Source organism: Streptomyces asiaticus, assembly GCF_018138715.1.
Taxonomy (GTDB): Bacteria; Actinomycetota; Actinomycetes; order Streptomycetales; family Streptomycetaceae; genus Streptomyces; species Streptomyces asiaticus.
The window spans coordinates 104,978-121,481 of sequence record NZ_JAGSHX010000002.1; the positions used below are offsets into that span (position 1 = coordinate 104,978).

The window sequence follows — 16,504 nt, forward strand, 5'->3', positions numbered from 1 at the left end:
CGGGCGCGCCGGTCCCGGCGTCCCGGACATACTCGCCAGGGGCGTCACGAGAGGCTTGCAAGGCATACAAGTTGTCCCGGAGTCCGGGCGGGTGGCACCCGCGTGTGACCGACTACCACCGCTGGAACCTCCTCGACCAGCAGCCCGAGCGCGCCCAGCAGCTCGTCGTGGACGGCGAGGACCCGGACAGCCCGCGCTCCGGCGATCCCCACGCACTCAGGGCCGATCCGCAGCTGGTCCTGACCTCGCCACTGGGCGCCACCCCGAGGGCAGCTCGGATGCGCTGACCGTCTGGCGAGCCGGGATTCCGGTGGTCGCCTGGGACGGCCGGACGATCCGGGACCCCGACTTCGTCCAGCAACTGAGACAAAAACAGGCCGATGCCAGCGGGCACCTGGCACGGCTCCGCGAAGCCGCGACAGAGTTACGTCTGGAGCCCATACGATCGGCTCCGCTCAAGGGGAAGAGTCACCTCGGACAGCATGTGGTGCTCGTTTGGGACGACCCGACCCGTCCCGTGGAACCGCAAGGGCGTATGACGGGGCCGGACGAGGGGGTGGGTGGTCGATGAGCGACGAAGAGCCTGCGCGGCGCGACAACGGACGGATCCACCAGGACTCGGGTTCCGCCTCCGGTGCCCTGCCGTCCGGGATACCGCGCTTCTGGTGGATCTATCCAGGGCACCGGGGGCCTGCTGTACGACGTAAGCCTGATGGCCAACTGGGCGCGGCTGGTGGCCCGCCCGTCGGCGCGCGGCGAGGACACGATGGCGGTGCTGCCCGGGGCGCCTGCCGAGCGCTGGGATCCCGAACCGGAACCGAGCGCCTGGGACCGCGTCTTCCGGTTCCGCGCCACCGCCTCGCCGAGCGCCTTCCGGCTGGCGTCCCGGCTGGCCGCGGCCCCGTTGAACATTCCCGTGATGGAGTTCGTGCAGGGCATCCACCAGCCGGAGGGCAGTCCGGGCGATCTGGCCGAGGTGCTGCTGGGCGGGCTGCTGCGCAAGGTGGCGACCGCCGACCCGCTGGACGAGACGGGCATCGGCTACGAGTTCCACGACGGGGTGCGCGAACTGCTGCTGTCCGCCGGGATGCGGGACGAGTCGCTGTACATCCTCGGCAGCGTCCTGGACCGGCTGGGCCGCCGCTGGAAACCACTGCTGATGCTGCGCGATCTGCTCAACCACCCCTCGGGCTCGGTGGGAGACCTTCCCAGGACGGAGCGCCTGCTGCCGTACATCCGTCTTCAGGAGCAGGTCTACCAGGCTCTTTCCGGGCCGTACCTGGAGGGTGCGCGCTCCTTTCGCGCCCTTGTCCTGGCCCATCAGGCGCTCGCCCGCTCGGGGGAAAGCCCACCCGATCCAGCATCACACAGGAGAAAACATGTGGTCTCCGAGGCGGTTGCGGCCATGACTGACTCCACGACTCCCCGAACAGACCCGCTGACCCAGACCGACGATTCACCACCCCTGCCGGCGCACGGCACGCCGGGTGCGGCGGGGGGAGCATCTGACAGCCGGAGGACAACCCAGATGACCACCCATCAGCAACCACGGCCATCCCAGGGCGAACCGCCGCAGCACCTTTTGGTGACGGTGGTGGTGCTCACCGTGGTGGTGGTGCTCTTGGTCTGCACGGCCACGGTGTACGTGCTGTATCAGCACCCCTCTCTCACGGCCCCGGTGGGAGTGGGGGTCGGACTCCTGGCCGTACTTGTCCCCCTGGCGATCGCCGCGTGTCGCCATCGATGAACGACGCGGTGTACCCGCCAGCGGGTCTCAGTTAAGGCCGCCAGCAACGGAGTCGTCGTCCATGCCGGTGCTGATTTGGACGTCGGGGAGGTGGATGCGCAGGGCGAAGATCAGGTGCGCGTCGTCCTTCAGGGCATGCAGGTCTCGGGCGAAGGGCCGTTCGTCGTCGGCGGGGCCGGTGCCACGCACGTGCGGCCAGCTGCTCGCGGGCGGTGTGCCGCGGGCGGGCATGAACGTCGCCAGCCCCTGCATCCACCCCACAGCCGAGCGGTGGTCCTCGGCGACGGTCAGCGCGACGTGTCCCAGCCGCCCCCACGGGGTGACGATCCTCCCGCCCGGCCGCGTCTGCTCCACCCACGCCCAGGGCACCTGGTCGACGGCGTAGGTGGAGATCACCCGGTCGTACGGCGCGCCGGGCGGCCAGCCTCCGGCGCCGTCGGCGGCCACGACCGCCGCGTCGGCCCCAGCCCCATCGAGGTGTTCCTTGGCCTGACGGGCCAGTTCGTCGTCTACCTCGAGGCTGACCACTTGTCCGGGGCCGGCGCGCCAGGTGAGGAGGGCCGCGTTCCAGCCTGTCCCGGCGCCCAGCTCGAGGCCGCGGTGGCCGGGTTCGAGCATGAGGGAGTCGAGCATGTCCACCACGATGGACGGACATGACAGGCTCGAGGAGGGGGCGCCGTCGGTGATCCGGGTGACGGCCGCGTCGTGGGGCCGGCCGTAGACTTCGGCGGCCCACCGGTCGGGGTCGGCGCTGCGGTCGATCGGCTGGTAGGTGTGGCCGTCCCAGCGCCACAGCTGGTCCGGCGCGAAGGCGTGCCGTGGTGTGTCGGCGACGGCCTGCCGAGTCCAGGGCGAGCGGGCAGGCCACAGCCCGTGCTGGTCCATGGCCTCGTCCAGCCGCTTCCGCGAGGCGTCGTAGTCGGCCACGCGGCTATTTCCGGTGTATCCCGGCCGGCGGCGGAGGCGGCGGCACCTGCCCGTCCGAGTTGTTCGGCGGCTGAGTTCCCTGCCCCGGGTTTGGATCCGGTTTGCGATGTTTGCTCACGAGCTACTCCATATTCCTGACTTCTGTAGCCTCGTCAGGATGACGCGATGTCAGGGGCCGCGGTAGAGCGCGTGGGAGCACCCGCGGGTGCGGCGACGGCTGCAATCGCCTGGCGTACGGCGTCATCTCCCCCGGCTCCCGGCGCGCCGGACATGCCAAGCGCGCCTGGAGATGCGCATCAGGCGCAGGTGTCGAGCATGCCGGTCAGAGCGGCATGCTCTTCTTCGTCCGTGGTGAGGCCGTAGGCGTGCTTCACCGAGATCCACGCACGCGCGTACGTGCAGCGGTAGCTGGCCAGATCCGGCTGCCAGTCGGAGGGGTCTCGATCGCTCTTTGCCCGGTTGGAACGGGCCGAGACGGCGATGAGCTGGGAATGGGCGAGATCGTTGGCGAAGGCCCGACGGTCCGCGGTCGTCCACTGTGAGGCGCCGGACCGCCATGCCTCCTTCAGCGGCACGACATGGTCGATGTCCACCTTCGATGCCGCGTCGAGCACCGCGCCGTCGTACGCCGATCGCCAGCTGCCGATCGTCGCCCGGCACTGCCCGTCCTGGGTGACCTGATCGCCGTCCCGGGCGAGGACGATCTCGCGGGTGTCGCAGGTGCCGTACTGGGTGGCCCAGTGGGGGAACTTCGCCCGGCTGTAGCCGGGGACATCGTCCTCGGGCGCGACAGTCAGCTCGCCCAGTTCTGCCCGGGCCTCCTCGGCGGTCGGGGGCTCTGGGAGCTCCGCCGCTGTTACGGGAGCGGTGGTGGAAGACGCGGTGCCCGGTGTGCTCGGTACAGCCCAGCTCGAGGGTGCGGAGCCCACGAGCCCGACGGTTGCCAGCGTGGCGGCCGCGGCAGCGGCCCAGCGACGAATCATCATGACCGTCACCGTGGACCGACCCACCGGGCCGAACGCTCAATTCCCCGAGCCGTCACCCCAAAGTGGATACACAGCAGCGAGGCTCCAGCTGCTCTCGAGCTCGCAGGCATATCGACCGGGAACCTCTCGCACCGACTTCCTGCTGCACATCCCTCGGGGCGTCTGGTTGTCTCAAAATTCGAACAAGCGATCTAATGTGGGGCATGAGCCAGCACGACTTCCCCCTCGACCTCGTGGAGGCGCAGACCGCCTGGTACCGCGCGTACTGGCAACTCGCCGAATCCGGTCCGACGGCCAGCACCACCACGGACCGTCGACGCCTGCAGCAGCTGTCGAAACAGATCGCCGCGCATCCGTACTGGTGTGGGCCGTCGGGCACACCGGCCGCGCGCATGGAGCTCAAGGAGTTCGCCCGGCGTGAGGTCGGACGATGAGACTCGCCGCCCGATCGGAGGCATTACTCCGTATTTTCAGGGGGTGTCTGTGAACCTCAGTGGGGCTGATCTCGGTTCGCGGGCTGTTCGGCCCTTGCCGCCATCTCTGCGGTGATGGCCCAGCGCTCGTGGTCTCTCCATGCGCCGTTGATGAACTGGAAGGCGGTTGAGTAGCCCTCGCGCTGGAAGCCCAGGCGTTTGATCAGGTTCAGTGACGACGTGTTGTCGGGTTGGACGTTCGCCTCCAGCCGGTGCAGTTCCAGTTCGCCAAACGCATGCTGGATGACGAGCCTGAGTCCTTCCGTCATGTAGCCGTAGCCGGTCGTGGAGGCGTATGCGGTGTAGCCCAGGGTTCCGGTCTGAAGGCTGCCTCGGACTATGTTGTTGATGTTGACGCCGCCGACAATCGCGCCGGTGCTGCGCAGGCAGATCACGAAGCCTTCATGAGTGCGTTGCTCGTACCGCTTGATGTAGCTGGCGAACGCTTCCTTCGTGTTCTCGCGGACCCCCAGCCAGCGGCGGAGCATCTCGGCACTGGCTTGAGCCAGTGCTGTCAGCTCGTCGTAGTCCTGGCGACCGACGTGGCGAATGGCCACTCGCGGTCCTTGTAAGAGGTAGCTGATGGTTGCCATCCGGGGATCTTATGCAGCCAGCTTCTTCGACCAGCTGGTCCGGGGCTTTGGCGGGAAAGCCGCCTGGCCATGAGGGTAATGAGTGCCCAGGTCAGGTGGCCTCGGAGCGCTGGGCTAAGCGTTCGTAGTCGCGGACGTTGCGGCGGGTGTTCATTTGATCCAGCTCGCCGCGGCCAAAATCGGCCGAACCCTGACCAGTGTTCAGGCGGTATAGCGCCGCATCGCCCCGACCGATGCACTCTGGCTGCTGCAACGGGATGAGCGCGCCCGGCTCTACCAGATCGACCGGGCGTTGGTAGAAGGGCTCAGGCGGGCCTTCGCGATCGCCGATACCCGCCTCGAGTTGCTGCGCGGTGAACCGACCGCTCGCGTCGCCGGACCCGGACGCACCACTGGTGGGAGAACGTCTCGCCGGCGATCCCAAGTGGTCGGGTTCAGCTGTACTGATGGCTTCCTCAGTGAGCGGACCGCAAAGGGTTCTGTCGTGTGAGGCATACGAGAATGCCTGCGAGGACGATGGCTGCCGTGATGAGCGGGGCGGTCAGGGAGTTCGCGGGGTACAGGATCCAGGCCCATGGTTCGGGGCGGCCGCCGCTTCTCCAGCCGGCCGCCGCGCACACAAGGGGCACGATGGCGACGGTGACAGCCGCGATGCGGTGGCCGAGGAAGGGAAAGAGCAGCAGCGCCAGGCCCACGTATCCGGCGATGTTGCGCCCCAGTACCAGAGCGATGCTGTCGGCCCCCAGGGCGTAGCAGAGGGCTGCCATCCCCGCCCCGGTGGCGGCGGCCGCCAGGCCGAGGGTGGCGTCCCATTTCCGGACGGGTCGGCAGGCGACGCTTTCGGTGCGCAGGTCGCCGCGTCCCATGCCGTGGAGGAGCAGCATCGCAGGCAGCAGCGTGATGAGGTGGCCGACGAGGAAGTGTCCGGACTGGCCGGTCAGCACGGGCACGGGGAGTTCGGCGTTGCCCATGAGGAGTCCCACCGCATTGGTGGCGACGACGGACACGCTCAGCGCGGGAACGGCGCGGGCCTTCAGCCACCAGTTCATCCGTGGCTCCCGCTGGTGTCCAGTTGGGGGGTGGCGTTGCAGGATCGCATGGCGCGGGTGTTGCGCTTGTACCAAGCGAGCTGGGCCTGCCGGGACTGTTTGAGGACGTGCTGGGCCAGGGCCAGTTCCGGCGGCGCGACCCGGTTGGTGAGGGTCCGGGGCGAGGCGCCGGCGGTCAGGGAGAGCCACGCTCCGACGGGGCCGTAGGCGTCAGCGGCCGGGTAAGGTTCCCCGTTGTCCGCGCAGGCAGGGGATTGTGGGAGGAGCCCTGCCGCCACTCCTGTGGGCACGCCGAGGGTACTGATGCCGGGACCGATGGCGAGCTTGGTCTCGTCGGGGCCTGGCCGGTCGGCCATGGTCAGTGTGGTGGGCACCGTGACGCCGGCCTGGCGGAGCCTTGCGACGGCCTTGCGTGACTCGGTGCGGACCATGTCGGCTCGTTGGTCCATCTCGGGCCACAGACAGATGCGGGGCCGACCGTGGTCGCACACCAGGTCGCCGGTCGGGCGGGAGGTCACCGGGTCAGCTCCCATGCCGTGGGCGGAGGCGGCACCGCCCGCGAGCCCTGCGGCGAGCAGCGCGGCCGCGGCGACGACGGCGGGGACGGCATTGCGGTACTGGATCAGTACGGCGGCGGACAGGCAGACGCCCGTACCGAATGTTCCCGCGCTCACCAGCGCCCATACGTCCAGGCTCTGGTCGAGCACACAGCAGTCCTGTAGTCCTCCGCCTACGAGGTGGCGGATCCACACGATGCTCCAGGAGACCGGGTAGGCGTTGGCGACGAAGCTCGCGATCAGCGTGACCGGCACCGCGACGATCGGAGCCCATAGACGGCCCAGAACGAAGCCGACCAGGGTGTTGGCCGCGAGCAGCACCGCTTCGACCGCGAGGATGCCGAGGTTGGGCATGCCGAAGCCGACGTCGGCGGCGGCCGCGGATACGAACAGGGCCGCCGTCATGCCGACCACGCCCATCACGAACACCGGCAGCAAGAGGGGGAAGGCGATGGCAAGTGGCGAGCGGACCGCGTTTTGGTCGGAGATGCGTGCGCGCCTGAGCCGGCTTCCCTCCCAGGCCCCGGCTCCGGCACACGCAGGGCCCACGAAGGACAGGGCCAGGCTCGCGGTGCCGGTGGCGGAGAGCCAGTAGTGGGGCGTGACCCACTCGGACAAGTTGTCCCCGAGGGCTATGACGATGAAGCCGGCCAGAAACGGCAGAAGGCGGGTGCCGGACGAGACGCGGACGAGGGTACGGAGCAGCACGGGTCAGATCTCCTCGCCCACGAGCTGGGTGTAGGCGGCTTCCGCGCGCTCGCGAGGGCCTTGGGCGTTGCCGGCGTTGTCGGCCATGGCATGGAACTCGGCGGTGGTGCCGTGGAAGCGCACCGTGCCCCGGTCCAGGACGACCACGTGCTGGTAAAGGTCGGCGAGGTCTTCGGTCTGGTGGGTGGAGACGACGATGTGCACGTCGTCGGCGAGCTGTTCGAGTAAGGACCGGAAGACCTTGCGCTGGGTGGGGTCCAGGCCGGCGGTCGGCTCGTCCATGAGGATGAGCTCGCTGTGATGGGTGAGGGCGCCTGCGATGCCCATCCGGCGCAGCTGGCCACCGGAGACCTGGTGGCTGCGGCGGTCGGCGAGCTTGTCCAGGCCGACACGGCCCAGCGTGGTGGCCGATGCCTTCCAGGCGTCGGTGCGGTTCATGCCTTTGAGCCAGCCGGCGTAGGCGACTTGCTCCCGTACGGTCAGGCCCGGTACGGGCGTGATGTGCTGCGGCAGCCAGGCCACCGCCTTCCGGTACGCCCGCACATCCTTGCGGGCCGCGGGGCCGCGGCCCTTCCAGGTGACCGTGCCGTCCAGGGGCTTGAGCTGGGAAGCGGCCAGCGCCATCAGCGTGGACTTCCCCGCCCCGTTCGGGCCGAGCAGCACCGTTGCCGCGCTGCTGACGCGAAGGTCGAAGCTGTCGAGAACGGTCGTCTTCCGGTTATACCGGAAGGAGACACCGCGGAATTCCAAGGCCATGAGCCGCACAATCCGCCGCCAGGGTGGTCCCGAGGCGGCTGTAGTGAGGAGCGGAGCGGGAGGTGCCCGGGCGCAGGCAGAGCCCGCCTGCGCCCGGGCACCTGTGAAGACGTGCCGTACTGTCTTCGGGTTCTAGTAGGCGATGACCACCTTGTTGGCGCTCATGGTGCCGCCCGTGGTGAAGCTGAAGAGCTCGAAGTAGTACTTACCAGACGACTGGTCACCCCAGGCGGACTTGCCGCAGCTGTTGCTGCGGGTGCCCTTGTCGTCGTCGGGCAGCAGGTCGCGGTTCTTCCACAGCTTCAGGTTGGCCTTCTGAAACCCGTTGGCCCCGTCGGTGTGGCAGCCGCTGAGGGTCACCGAGGTGCTGACACCGTCGGTGTTGTTGTCAGTCCAGCGGGAGGACTCGTTGCCGGGGTGCCAGCCGGTGAAGTACGTGGTGCGGCTGCCCTCGGCATGGGCCGGGACCGCGCCGGCGAATCCCAGCAACACGGCCCCAGCGACGAGACCAACGGCTTTCCGGTGCATGTGCATTCTTTGCTCCTGTGTCCTGCGCATGACATGAGTCATGCAGGCATGACGGAGGAAGCACCTTTCGCATTCCCCCCGGATGCAGCGCTGTCGTGCTCGCGATCGCTGCACGAACATATATCCACATCTCCGATTCACAGCGATGATCGCGCTGAATAACGACCAAAAGCGTGCGAGTGTCGCACTGCTTTTCGCATCGTTCGAATCCACTCGTAAGCGACCGCATCGCTCGACCGAAGAGGTGGATGCCGCATCCATCCAGGTCGCACGCGTGAGCGAGTCGCAATCCGGGACCGCCCCGAGGTTCAGCCGCTCTCCGCAATGCTCACGCGGACCCCTGCAGCCACAATGGCCGAAAACGCACAGTCATCACATAGTTACAGTCCAGAACCAGACGGTGCCGCACACATAGCCATCAGCCCACCGGCCGCCGACTAGATCTGGGCCGGACCCGGCAGGGCGCAGGCAGCATCTCCGAGCCGGGCCCCGCACCAGTTCACCTACCGCTCACCCCGCGAGCCTCACCTCTGCGGTACAGCCCGACGCGCCCCCGGCGTCCACCTCGAACATGACGCACCTAAAAGGTGGCCAATAATCGGCGAAAATGACCGGATCTCATGGTGTGAAATTTAATGATGAATTAAACAACTGCTTTCCCGGCAACTCGGCGTCAGCGCAATGCCTGGCGGGGGCCCGGAACACTATGTGGATGGATTCCCGGTCGACACCGTCCGCCATGCCCCATACGTCCAGGGCGGGCGACCGGGCGTCGGGTTCAGCGGGCGAGTGCGTAGGTAATGCGGGCATCACGGCAACCGTCAGCGGGGCCGGTGAGAGCCGCCACTTCGCCGGGGTCCTCCGACAGGCCCCAGCGGGACTTCACCACGGTCCATTCCTCGAGGCATCGGCAGCGCGCCCCCGGATCGGTGGGCAGCCACTCGCGGGGCCCTGGTCGCCCTTGCTGCGGTTCTCCCGGGCACTCACCACCGGCCAAGGACTGCGCATTGAAGAACTCGCCGACGCGCAATGGCCAAGTGGCCGGCCTGCGCACCGCAAGCACGCACGTCACCGAGCCGGCCTCGAGCCTAGCGACGTCATCATGCTCATGAGCTGCCTGTGGCGCTCCCGATAACCCCGTCGGTGCCGCCCAGGCCAACCGCCTGCTGGAACTGGCTATCGACGGCTTCCGTCCGTAGGGGCAACCCGGACCGGAGCACGGTCATTCTCAGCGCAGCGCTCACCTGCCTGGCTGGGCCGCCTCGTCGAGTACTGCCGCTGGACACCCCAATGCAGCGGTCCCGCCATTCCAGGCCACGGCCTCCTGGGATGATGAGGGCGTCGGCGGTGAGGTGACTCTGTTGTGGAATGCCCCAGGCCGGACCCGTCAGACTCATGAGGATGAAGGGAAGTGAGAGGGTGACCGCACAGCCAGTCCACCCGCACCAGCCGGAGCCGAGGGTCCCGCGCACCATCGGCGGTATTTCTGAGGCCCTGCGGGGCGCCCGGCGGGCGCAGTTCTTCGCCGAGGTGCTCGCGGCCGAGCAGGGCGCCGAGCTCGATGCGACGCTGACCGAGTGGTGGGGCCGGGCCATGCTGGACAGTGACCCGCAGCGCGACCGTATCCACGCGACCGCCGAGGCGGGCACGCTGCCGACCACGAGCTGGGACGAGATCGCGCGCCGTCGCCGTGCGAACGGCGGAGCGATGCCCGGTGAGTGACGAACCCCGCGACTTATGGCCGGTCGCCCCGTCCGAAGCGGTGGGGGAAGCTCTGGCCGACCCGAGGCTGTCCGCGGACCTGTTCTCCGCGGTGGTCGCCCTGACGGTGTCCATCGCCGAGGACCCGTGGCTGAAGGGCAGCACACCGCTGGAGGGCGATGACGACTGGCGAGAGATCCTGATCCCCGGCGGGCGCGGCATCGCCGAGTACCGCATCAACCAGGACACCCACGACGTCGTCCTCACCCGGATTGTACCGTTCTGACCGAAGCTCCAGTCCCCCCTCGAAGGTTCCGCACCCAGCCTGCTGACCAGCTGCGTGCGTTCGGCACGGGCCCGGCATAGTGCTGGAACGCGCGCTGTCTCTCGGCGACGTGGTTCACTCCCTGTCGCGGCTGATCAGGAGGTGGGCTCTGTCGTCGTTGACGTCCTCCGCCACCGCCTCGATGAGGTGCCAGGATGCGCCGTGAATCCCGCTGTCGGCTATGTAGCGGTCAGCCTCACCGGTGAGACGGTCGATGCCCTCGACGATGTCGCGCCCCGGAGTCTCGACCAGGCCGTTTGTGTAGAGCATCAGAACATCACCGGGGCGGAGAGAGCCCTGGGCCGGGTTGAACTGGGCACCGTCGTACACCCCGAGGAGAGGGCCGTCTGCGGCCTTCTCCTCCCAGCGGTCCCTGCCCGCGCTGTACTGGAGGCCAGGCAGATGGCCGGCGGAGAAGAGTTCGTAGTCGCCCGATACCAGGTCCAGGGCCAGATGGATCGAGGTCGCGAAGCCCTCGTCCCAGTCCTGTCTCAGGAGATAACTGTTCGCTGCCGGGAGGAACTCCGCGGGTGGAAGCGAGCCCAGCAGGCCGTCGAAGGCGCCAGACAGCAGGAGGGCGCGGGAGCCCGCTTCCGAGCCCTTGCCGGACACATCCGTCAGGACCACATCCAGCCTGCGGCCGCTGTTCGTGCGGGCCCCGACGACGAAGTCGCCGGAGAAGGAACTGCCGGGCGCCGGGCGGAGCGCCATCTCGCGGTGCCAGCCGCGCGGCAGGTTGGGCAACTTGCTCTGCACTCGGATGCGCTCACGCAGGTCGAAGCGCATCGGATCATCGCTCTGCACCGACGCGGTGACGCCGTCAGCAAACTGCCACCAGTTGTTCGGGGTTGTCCCGGACAACCCCGCGTCACTCTGGGACTGCTCCGCACCGGAGGGAACCTGAAGTTCGGACACACGCTCTATTCGCCCAGCGATGGTCCTCGTCCGGGAAGCGCCAGCGTCTGGGGGCATACGGTCTGACGACGACGCCCGGTAGCCAACGTCGTCGGCCGCTTGCTGAACGGCCGCATGTTCCTCATCGAGAACTGCGCGCACCTTCTCCAGCGCACGGTCTACGTCCTCGAGAGCCGCATCGTCAGGATCAGCGCCGCCGAGACGGTGCTGAAGCAACTGCGGGGCCGGACTCCCTGACGGCGCCAGGTCATCGTCTGCCATCCGGAAGCGCAGCTCGGCAAGCTCACCTTCCAGGACCTGGATCCGGCGGGCCGCATGGTCGGCAACCTGCTGGGCGATGTCCCGCTCCTGTTCGGCACGGAGGAGCTGTTCACTCAGCTCCTCCTGTTGCCGCTGCGCCCGAGAAAGACGTCGCTCCAGTGGCGTGTTCTCCTCCGGACGCCGGGCCGACAGCGACCGCAGGGCATCGGCTCGGCGCTTCAGCTCTGTAACCTTCGCCTGGGCCTGGCCGGCCATGGCGAAGAGCAGGGTGGCGATCTGCAGCGCCTGGTACCGGCCCCGTTCGCTCGCCTCGTAGGCCGTCTGGAGCCGCTGCATCTCCTGGTAGATCTCGATCGTGCGGTCCTTGGCCGCCAGCAGCTCCCTGGCGAGCGCCAGCTCCTGCGCTCCCGCGAGCGGTGTGGGGCTGGACTGTGCCCGGTCCCATAACGCTCTGGCCGTCTCCAGACGTGGCTTGCACCGGTCACTGGAGTCGTCCGGAAAGCACACGTCGGCCACGGCCTCGACGACGTCCCACTCCAGCCCGTCACCGGCCAGTAAGTCTCGTAGGCGGCGCAGCTCGGGCACAGCTCGGGCAACGAAATGGTCCGGTGTGAGCCGCTGGTGAAGCTGGCTCACCGGAACCGATGACTCGTCGATCCAGGACCGCACCAGCTCAACGAGCTGATTGATCTCGGTGCACGACCCCCGCGGCGGTGCCCACGGCCGTCCCGGTCGATTCCTCCCGCCACCCACTTGCCTTCCCCCTCGGTTGTTCGGCGGACAACCCCCTGTTGTCACCGGACATACATCCAACCGGCTCGCCCGCAAGTTCTGCCCAGGGATCGTTGTCTTCCTCCACCGATACAACACGATCCAGGCGGTGCACTCGTGGACCACACCACTCCTTCCTTCTTATTCCTCGCCGTGGCCATGGCCGTTCTGTTCTCCATCGTCGCCGCGGCAATCGCCTTCGCCCTCGCCCGGTGGGACGGTGCCACGGTCCCAGCGGCCTTCACACGCAGCGGCGTCACGTTCGCCGCGTGCCTCACCCTGTGTTTTGCGGCTCTCTCTGTGACCGGCCGATGAGCTGGCGCCCAGCTGCGGATTCTGCTGGACGATCACCGGTGCCCTCGCACTGGCTGTTTGCACAGAGACGGGTTCGCGCGCGCCGGCTGGTGCCGCCCGGGAAGCTTGGGCCCTGTGCTGGGCCTGCGCTGTGCCCGGGTGGTGCCAGCATGAGTCCGGGACGTTCGGGTCAGGATGTCACCGATGCGGGCTGCGAAGTCGGTGCCGGGGAGCGGAATGTCGAACTCTGGGTAGGCGATGTAGCCGATGGTGACCGCGCCGGGGACGTAGGCGAGTACCGCGTCGAAGATCTCAGGTCGGGGCCGGTCGGCCTTGGCGAGGAGTTGCCCGAGGACACGCAGCACGGTCGGGGTGCTGGAGTCGAAGTCGAACACGAACTCCTTGGCCTGCTCGGATTCGCAGGAGAGTGTGACGATCTCAGACGTGGGATGCGTGTCGACGCCGGTCTGCTCGAGCCACAAATCGGCCAGATGGGTCTCTCCGAGGGACAGGTGGTACAGGTAAAGGCAGTAGGACGCCGCGTCGTCTCCGGCGCCGGCGGCGTACTGCCACCAGAATCGGGCGCCGTCTTCGGCATCGGTCAGCTGCAGGATGCAGCCCAGGACCCGTGCGCCGGACGCTTCCGGCAGTTGTTCGGTGACGAAGTGCCGCAGTGAGGTGGCTGCCGTGTGGGTCACGACGGTTTCGCACAAGGTCTGCAGGTCGTATGCCGCCGTATGGCTAAGAGATGTGCGCTCGTCCCTGGAAGCCGTGGCGTCCAGGGGGGCCGGGGATTCGGTGGCCGAGGGCGGAACGACGTCACGCGGGATGCGGGGTTCGTCCACGAGAAGTGCTCGGCTCAGCAGTTCCTCGATCGTCGTCACTGGGGTGTCCCTTCCGGTGGGTCGTTGGAATCGAAGATTCCTCTCAGGGTTTTCTTGGCGTAGCGGTCCGCGGTCTGCACCGAGACGAGCGGCACGCCCAGGACATCGGCGACGACGGTGTCGTCCATGCGGCGTAGGTACTTGAGGACCATGACGTCGAGCTGGTGATCGGGCAGACGGCTCATGGCCTTGAACAGGCTCAGGGATTCCTCGATCTGGTCGAACAGCGCCGGGGCTTCGGTCCTGCCGAGGACGACGGTGTTGAAAGCCGCGGGGGCCAGGTCAGGACAGCCGTCGATGTGGGGCGTGCGTGCCATGACGCCACTGCGCAGGACTGACCAGGCGAACTTCTGCACGTTAGCGCTTCTCAGCGTCTCGTCCCACCGCAGCCACAGGATGTCGAACGTTTCACTCACCACCGCGCTGGCCTGCTTGCTGTCAGAGAGGAAGGTCTGGGCGTAGCGGGTGTAGCGCACGCGGTTCAGCTGAACGAACCCCTGGTGGTCCACGGGCGGTTTGGCCGGGCCGGTGTCCACGGGCGGTTTGGCCGGGCCGGTGGAGAGCACGACCGTCTCTGTCTCTATGCAGCCGTTGATCCAGTTCGGCTTTTTGTGCGCCTCGGCCGCTGCGGCCATCCACAGGCGCAGCATGGGCCAGGTGGGCACGTTCAGAGCCTGGAGGACGCTGCTCGTGATCTCCCACCGCGGGTAGAGGCCGGCGCCGCGCAGCAGTTCCGAGATCTTCGACTTCGAGTACCTGGTCTGGTTACTCAGTTCGCCGATTGTCAGGCCGCTGTCGAAGAATCTGGCGCGCAGGGGTTCCAGCCAGGCGCGGTGCGCGGCTCCGACGCGGTCGGCGATCGGTCCCAGCTTGCGGCCCCGCCTACCTGGAGGCTCCCCGTCAGGCTGCGGTGGGCGCTTGGAGGGGCTCATCGGGTGCGCCCTTCGTCCTGTGTCGCTGCGTGCGGGGGCACGTCGGCCTGTGGCGGTCTGGCGCTGGTGAGGGCGTTGACGATCTGCTGGACGAGCAGCCCGAGGGAGGGGACCAGGGCCGCGATCGCGGCGACGTACCCGAGCGCGGCCATCACCACGCTCCACGAGAGGACCGCCATCAAGGTGATGGCGGTCAACACCTGCCTGCTGTGCATCGGGACCTTCCCAGTCGAGGGGGTACGTGAGTGTCCGGAAGGACTCCCTCGGGGGCGGTGCCGACGCGCCATCGGGGAGCTGAGACGTCAGCATGACGGTTAGTTATTCGAACACGCCACGTGATCATGAGATCACGGAACATTAGGCTCGGGGTGCGGAACATTAGAGCTGGGGCGCGAGGGACACGAGTACGGTCCGGCCCATGAGCAGCGGTGGCAGATCATGGCGGATTCGTCTTCTTTAGGGGGCAAGGTTCCCCGTATTCCTTGCGCCAGAGGGCGCGCCACCCCCTCAATGGGATGGCAGGCGCCACTGGCGTCGGACCTTCCCGTCCGGAAGGCCGTGCTCCCTCGTGCCGAAACAGAGAGGGTGCACAATGCTCGTCCGGCCGTTGAATCGGCCGGACGAGCGCAACCTCCTCATCCCGGGACGCAGCTTGCGTCCTGGCGCGCGGGCTCGTCCACGCACCACGCGCGACGGCCGCGGTGCCCTGCCACAGCCCGGCACCTGGACGTGCTCGTCCAGGTGCCAGCGACCGTGGCCGCGATCTCGGGCCACCGGTCCAGCACCGAGCCGCCGGCGGTCTCGGTCGGCCATCAGTTGCCGCCAAGCGCACGAGTGCCTCCGCCGAGATGGTGGGCGGAGGCACGCAGGCGGGTCTCGGTCAACCCTCCTCGTCGTCTCGGTCGTCACTCACCAGGTCGCTGTCGAGTTTCCGCAGCAGGCCATGAGCCAGTAGCAGCACGGGAAGAACGAATCCTGGCTGGTAGGACCGGTACGAGGCGTAGTGGGCCCCCAGGTGTCGATTGAAGAAAACCTGATCATCGGCATCGGTCTCGTCGAACGCGGGGCTCATGCCGATAACAGTCAGGTAGGAAACGAAGTCGAATAGCGTCAACTCGCCGAAGTCCAGCGAGGCATCGACCAAAGCCTTCAGTGTCTTGTAGCTGCCAGCCTGGGGATTGAACCCGACATCGGGGAATGACGCCATCACCCACCGTCGACCCTCGCTCTTCATCGCCGAATCGAGCACGTTCGCGGCCAGGGCCTGCGCCGCTTCCCAATGCCCAGCACGGTGGGCCTCGACCCCATGGAGCAAAAGTTCAGTCCAGTCCTCGGCCAGCGGATGATCGATCGCGTGAAGGCTTTCCTCCACGTCGTCGAGAACTTCCTCTTGCCGCTCAGCGAGGTGCGCCTGACGTTCCTCCGGCGAGTTCTGGTCGAGCAGACCAGCGACGATGTCACCCCTCGGCGCCCACACAACCGAGATCCCGTCTGCCTGACACACATCGATCAGCAGCCGCCACCGCTCCGCCCGGATACCGCGAAGGTTGGGCGGCAGCACGCCAGCCCCGGCCGCGGCCACCTTCTCCAACAGGTCGGCTGGCACAGGGAGCGTGCGGAGAGCGTGAAGACGCTGATACCAGGCGTTCTGGTAGGCGATCGGAAGCCGGTGGTTCATCAGCAGCGAAGCCGTGCTGTCCGACCGGAACTTCAGGAGGCTGCTGGTGAAGACCTCCAGCGCAGTGCCCGTGACGGGCACGGTCGGTGGCACGCCGAACCCATCGCGCATCAGCCGTTGCGTCAGCCCTGTGCCCTGGACGGCCGCACGCCGGACAGCCTCGCTCAGACCACCCAACCCCGGTGGAAGGACGACGGGCTGCAGGGGACACCCTTCCTGCTTCCGCGAACTGCCCGGAGTGGCTGGCTCTTCTTCTGAACCCTCAGTGTGATCTCCCGGCTCGTCGCTCATGCCGCCCCCCTTGCGGTCGCGTCCGACACCAATGTCTGGTGATATCGGCACAGGATAGGACCGGTTGCCAACAGGCACGTGTGCCCTCGCCCCCGCCGAGGCAGTAGCGGGACATGGTGAGGTAGGTG

General features: G+C 67.7%; 18 protein-coding genes and 1 pseudogene. 6 read left to right on the top strand and 13 right to left on the bottom strand.

Annotated elements, in window-relative coordinates; all coding sequences use genetic code 11:
* Window positions 1-91: 91 nt before the first annotated feature.
* Complete coding sequence (locus tag KHP12_RS53265; RefSeq protein WP_372455170.1) at window positions 92-571, top strand: VMAP-C domain-containing protein; 480 nt, start codon at window positions 92-94, stop codon at window positions 569-571.
* A 141-nt stretch (window positions 572-712) separates the two neighbouring features.
* A complete protein-coding gene (locus KHP12_RS06145) occupies window positions 713-1,747 on the top strand; it encodes a hypothetical protein (protein WP_246642985.1) in 1,035 nt (344 codons plus the stop codon).
* Window positions 1,748-1,774: 27 nt separating this feature from the next.
* Here KHP12_RS06145 and KHP12_RS06150 read toward each other — a convergent pair whose 3' ends face one another.
* Together KHP12_RS06150 and KHP12_RS06155 are read right to left on the bottom strand one after the other, a co-directional pair.
* Window positions 1,775-2,674: a methyltransferase domain-containing protein gene (locus tag KHP12_RS06150; RefSeq protein WP_308016693.1), complete on the bottom strand. Its 900-nt coding sequence runs from the start codon at window positions 2,672-2,674 to the stop codon at window positions 1,775-1,777.
* 296 nt (window positions 2,675-2,970) lie between these two features.
* A complete protein-coding gene (locus KHP12_RS06155; protein WP_211831775.1) occupies window positions 2,971-3,660 on the bottom strand; it encodes an HNH endonuclease family protein in 690 nt (229 codons plus the stop codon).
* Window positions 3,661-3,863: 203 nt separating this feature from the next.
* On the opposite strand from KHP12_RS06155, the gene KHP12_RS06160 reads away from it, so the two are divergent.
* Window positions 3,864-4,094: a DUF8825 domain-containing protein gene (locus KHP12_RS06160; RefSeq protein ID WP_308016692.1), complete on the top strand. Its 231-nt coding sequence runs from the start codon at window positions 3,864-3,866 to the stop codon at window positions 4,092-4,094.
* Between the two features lie 56 nt (window positions 4,095-4,150).
* Here the strand turns inward: KHP12_RS06160 and KHP12_RS06165 are convergent, their stop codons facing one another.
* From KHP12_RS06165 to KHP12_RS06190, 6 genes are all read right to left on the bottom strand, one after another.
* Window positions 4,151-4,726: a GNAT family N-acetyltransferase gene (locus KHP12_RS06165; RefSeq protein WP_211831778.1), complete on the bottom strand. Its 576-nt coding sequence runs from the start codon at window positions 4,724-4,726 to the stop codon at window positions 4,151-4,153.
* 91 nt (window positions 4,727-4,817) lie between these two features.
* Complete coding sequence (locus KHP12_RS06170; protein WP_211831779.1) at window positions 4,818-5,150, bottom strand: hypothetical protein; 333 nt, start codon at window positions 5,148-5,150, stop codon at window positions 4,818-4,820.
* Window positions 5,151-5,181: 31 nt separating this feature from the next.
* Entirely contained in the window at window positions 5,182-5,775 is a 594-nt protein-coding gene (locus KHP12_RS06175; RefSeq protein ID WP_211831780.1) for a hypothetical protein, read from the bottom strand.
* Window positions 5,772-7,040: a DUF7224 domain-containing protein gene (locus KHP12_RS06180; protein ID WP_211831782.1), complete on the bottom strand. Its 1,269-nt coding sequence runs from the start codon at window positions 7,038-7,040 to the stop codon at window positions 5,772-5,774. The genes KHP12_RS06175 and KHP12_RS06180 overlap by 4 nt, the downstream gene beginning before the upstream one ends.
* A gap of 3 nt (window positions 7,041-7,043) precedes the next feature.
* Complete coding sequence (locus KHP12_RS06185) at window positions 7,044-7,796, bottom strand: ATP-binding cassette domain-containing protein (RefSeq protein WP_211831784.1); 753 nt, start codon at window positions 7,794-7,796, stop codon at window positions 7,044-7,046.
* 132 nt (window positions 7,797-7,928) lie between these two features.
* A complete protein-coding gene (locus KHP12_RS06190; RefSeq protein WP_211831785.1) occupies window positions 7,929-8,330 on the bottom strand; it encodes a hypothetical protein in 402 nt (133 codons plus the stop codon).
* A 1,413-nt stretch (window positions 8,331-9,743) separates the two neighbouring features.
* Here KHP12_RS06190 and KHP12_RS06195 point away from each other — a divergent pair.
* Entirely contained in the window at window positions 9,744-10,046 is a 303-nt protein-coding gene (locus KHP12_RS06195; protein WP_211831787.1) for a hypothetical protein, read from the top strand.
* Entirely contained in the window at window positions 10,039-10,311 is a 273-nt protein-coding gene (locus KHP12_RS06200) for a hypothetical protein (RefSeq protein ID WP_211831789.1), read from the top strand. The genes KHP12_RS06195 and KHP12_RS06200 overlap by 8 nt, the downstream gene beginning before the upstream one ends.
* A 114-nt stretch (window positions 10,312-10,425) precedes the next feature.
* Here the strand turns inward: KHP12_RS06200 and KHP12_RS06205 are convergent.
* Window positions 10,426-11,136: pseudogene (locus KHP12_RS06205) on the bottom strand (PP2C family protein-serine/threonine phosphatase); the annotation flags it as partial.
* Window positions 11,137-12,414: 1,278 nt separating this feature from the next.
* Here KHP12_RS06205 and KHP12_RS06210 point away from each other — a divergent pair.
* Window positions 12,415-12,612, top strand: a complete 198-nt coding sequence (locus KHP12_RS06210; protein ID WP_211831791.1) for a hypothetical protein — start codon at window positions 12,415-12,417, stop codon at window positions 12,610-12,612.
* A 32-nt stretch (window positions 12,613-12,644) separates the two neighbouring features.
* On the opposite strand, the gene KHP12_RS06215 is transcribed toward KHP12_RS06210, so the two are convergent.
* The 4 genes from KHP12_RS06215 to KHP12_RS06230 form a co-directional block, all read right to left on the bottom strand.
* Window positions 12,645-13,475, bottom strand: coding sequence for a hypothetical protein (locus KHP12_RS06215; protein WP_211831792.1), 831 nt, complete (start codon window positions 13,473-13,475; stop codon window positions 12,645-12,647).
* Window positions 13,472-14,407: a sigma-70 family RNA polymerase sigma factor gene (locus KHP12_RS06220; RefSeq protein ID WP_211831793.1), complete on the bottom strand. Its 936-nt coding sequence runs from the start codon at window positions 14,405-14,407 to the stop codon at window positions 13,472-13,474. Before KHP12_RS06220 ends, KHP12_RS06215 begins: the two co-directional genes overlap by 4 nt.
* Entirely contained in the window at window positions 14,404-14,622 is a 219-nt protein-coding gene (locus tag KHP12_RS06225) for a hypothetical protein (RefSeq protein ID WP_211831794.1), read from the bottom strand. The genes KHP12_RS06220 and KHP12_RS06225 overlap by 4 nt, the downstream gene beginning before the upstream one ends.
* 665 nt (window positions 14,623-15,287) lie before the next feature.
* Window positions 15,288-16,376, bottom strand: a complete 1,089-nt coding sequence (locus KHP12_RS06230; RefSeq protein ID WP_211831796.1) for a hypothetical protein — start codon at window positions 16,374-16,376, stop codon at window positions 15,288-15,290.
* Between the last annotated feature and the right edge of the window lie 128 nt (window positions 16,377-16,504).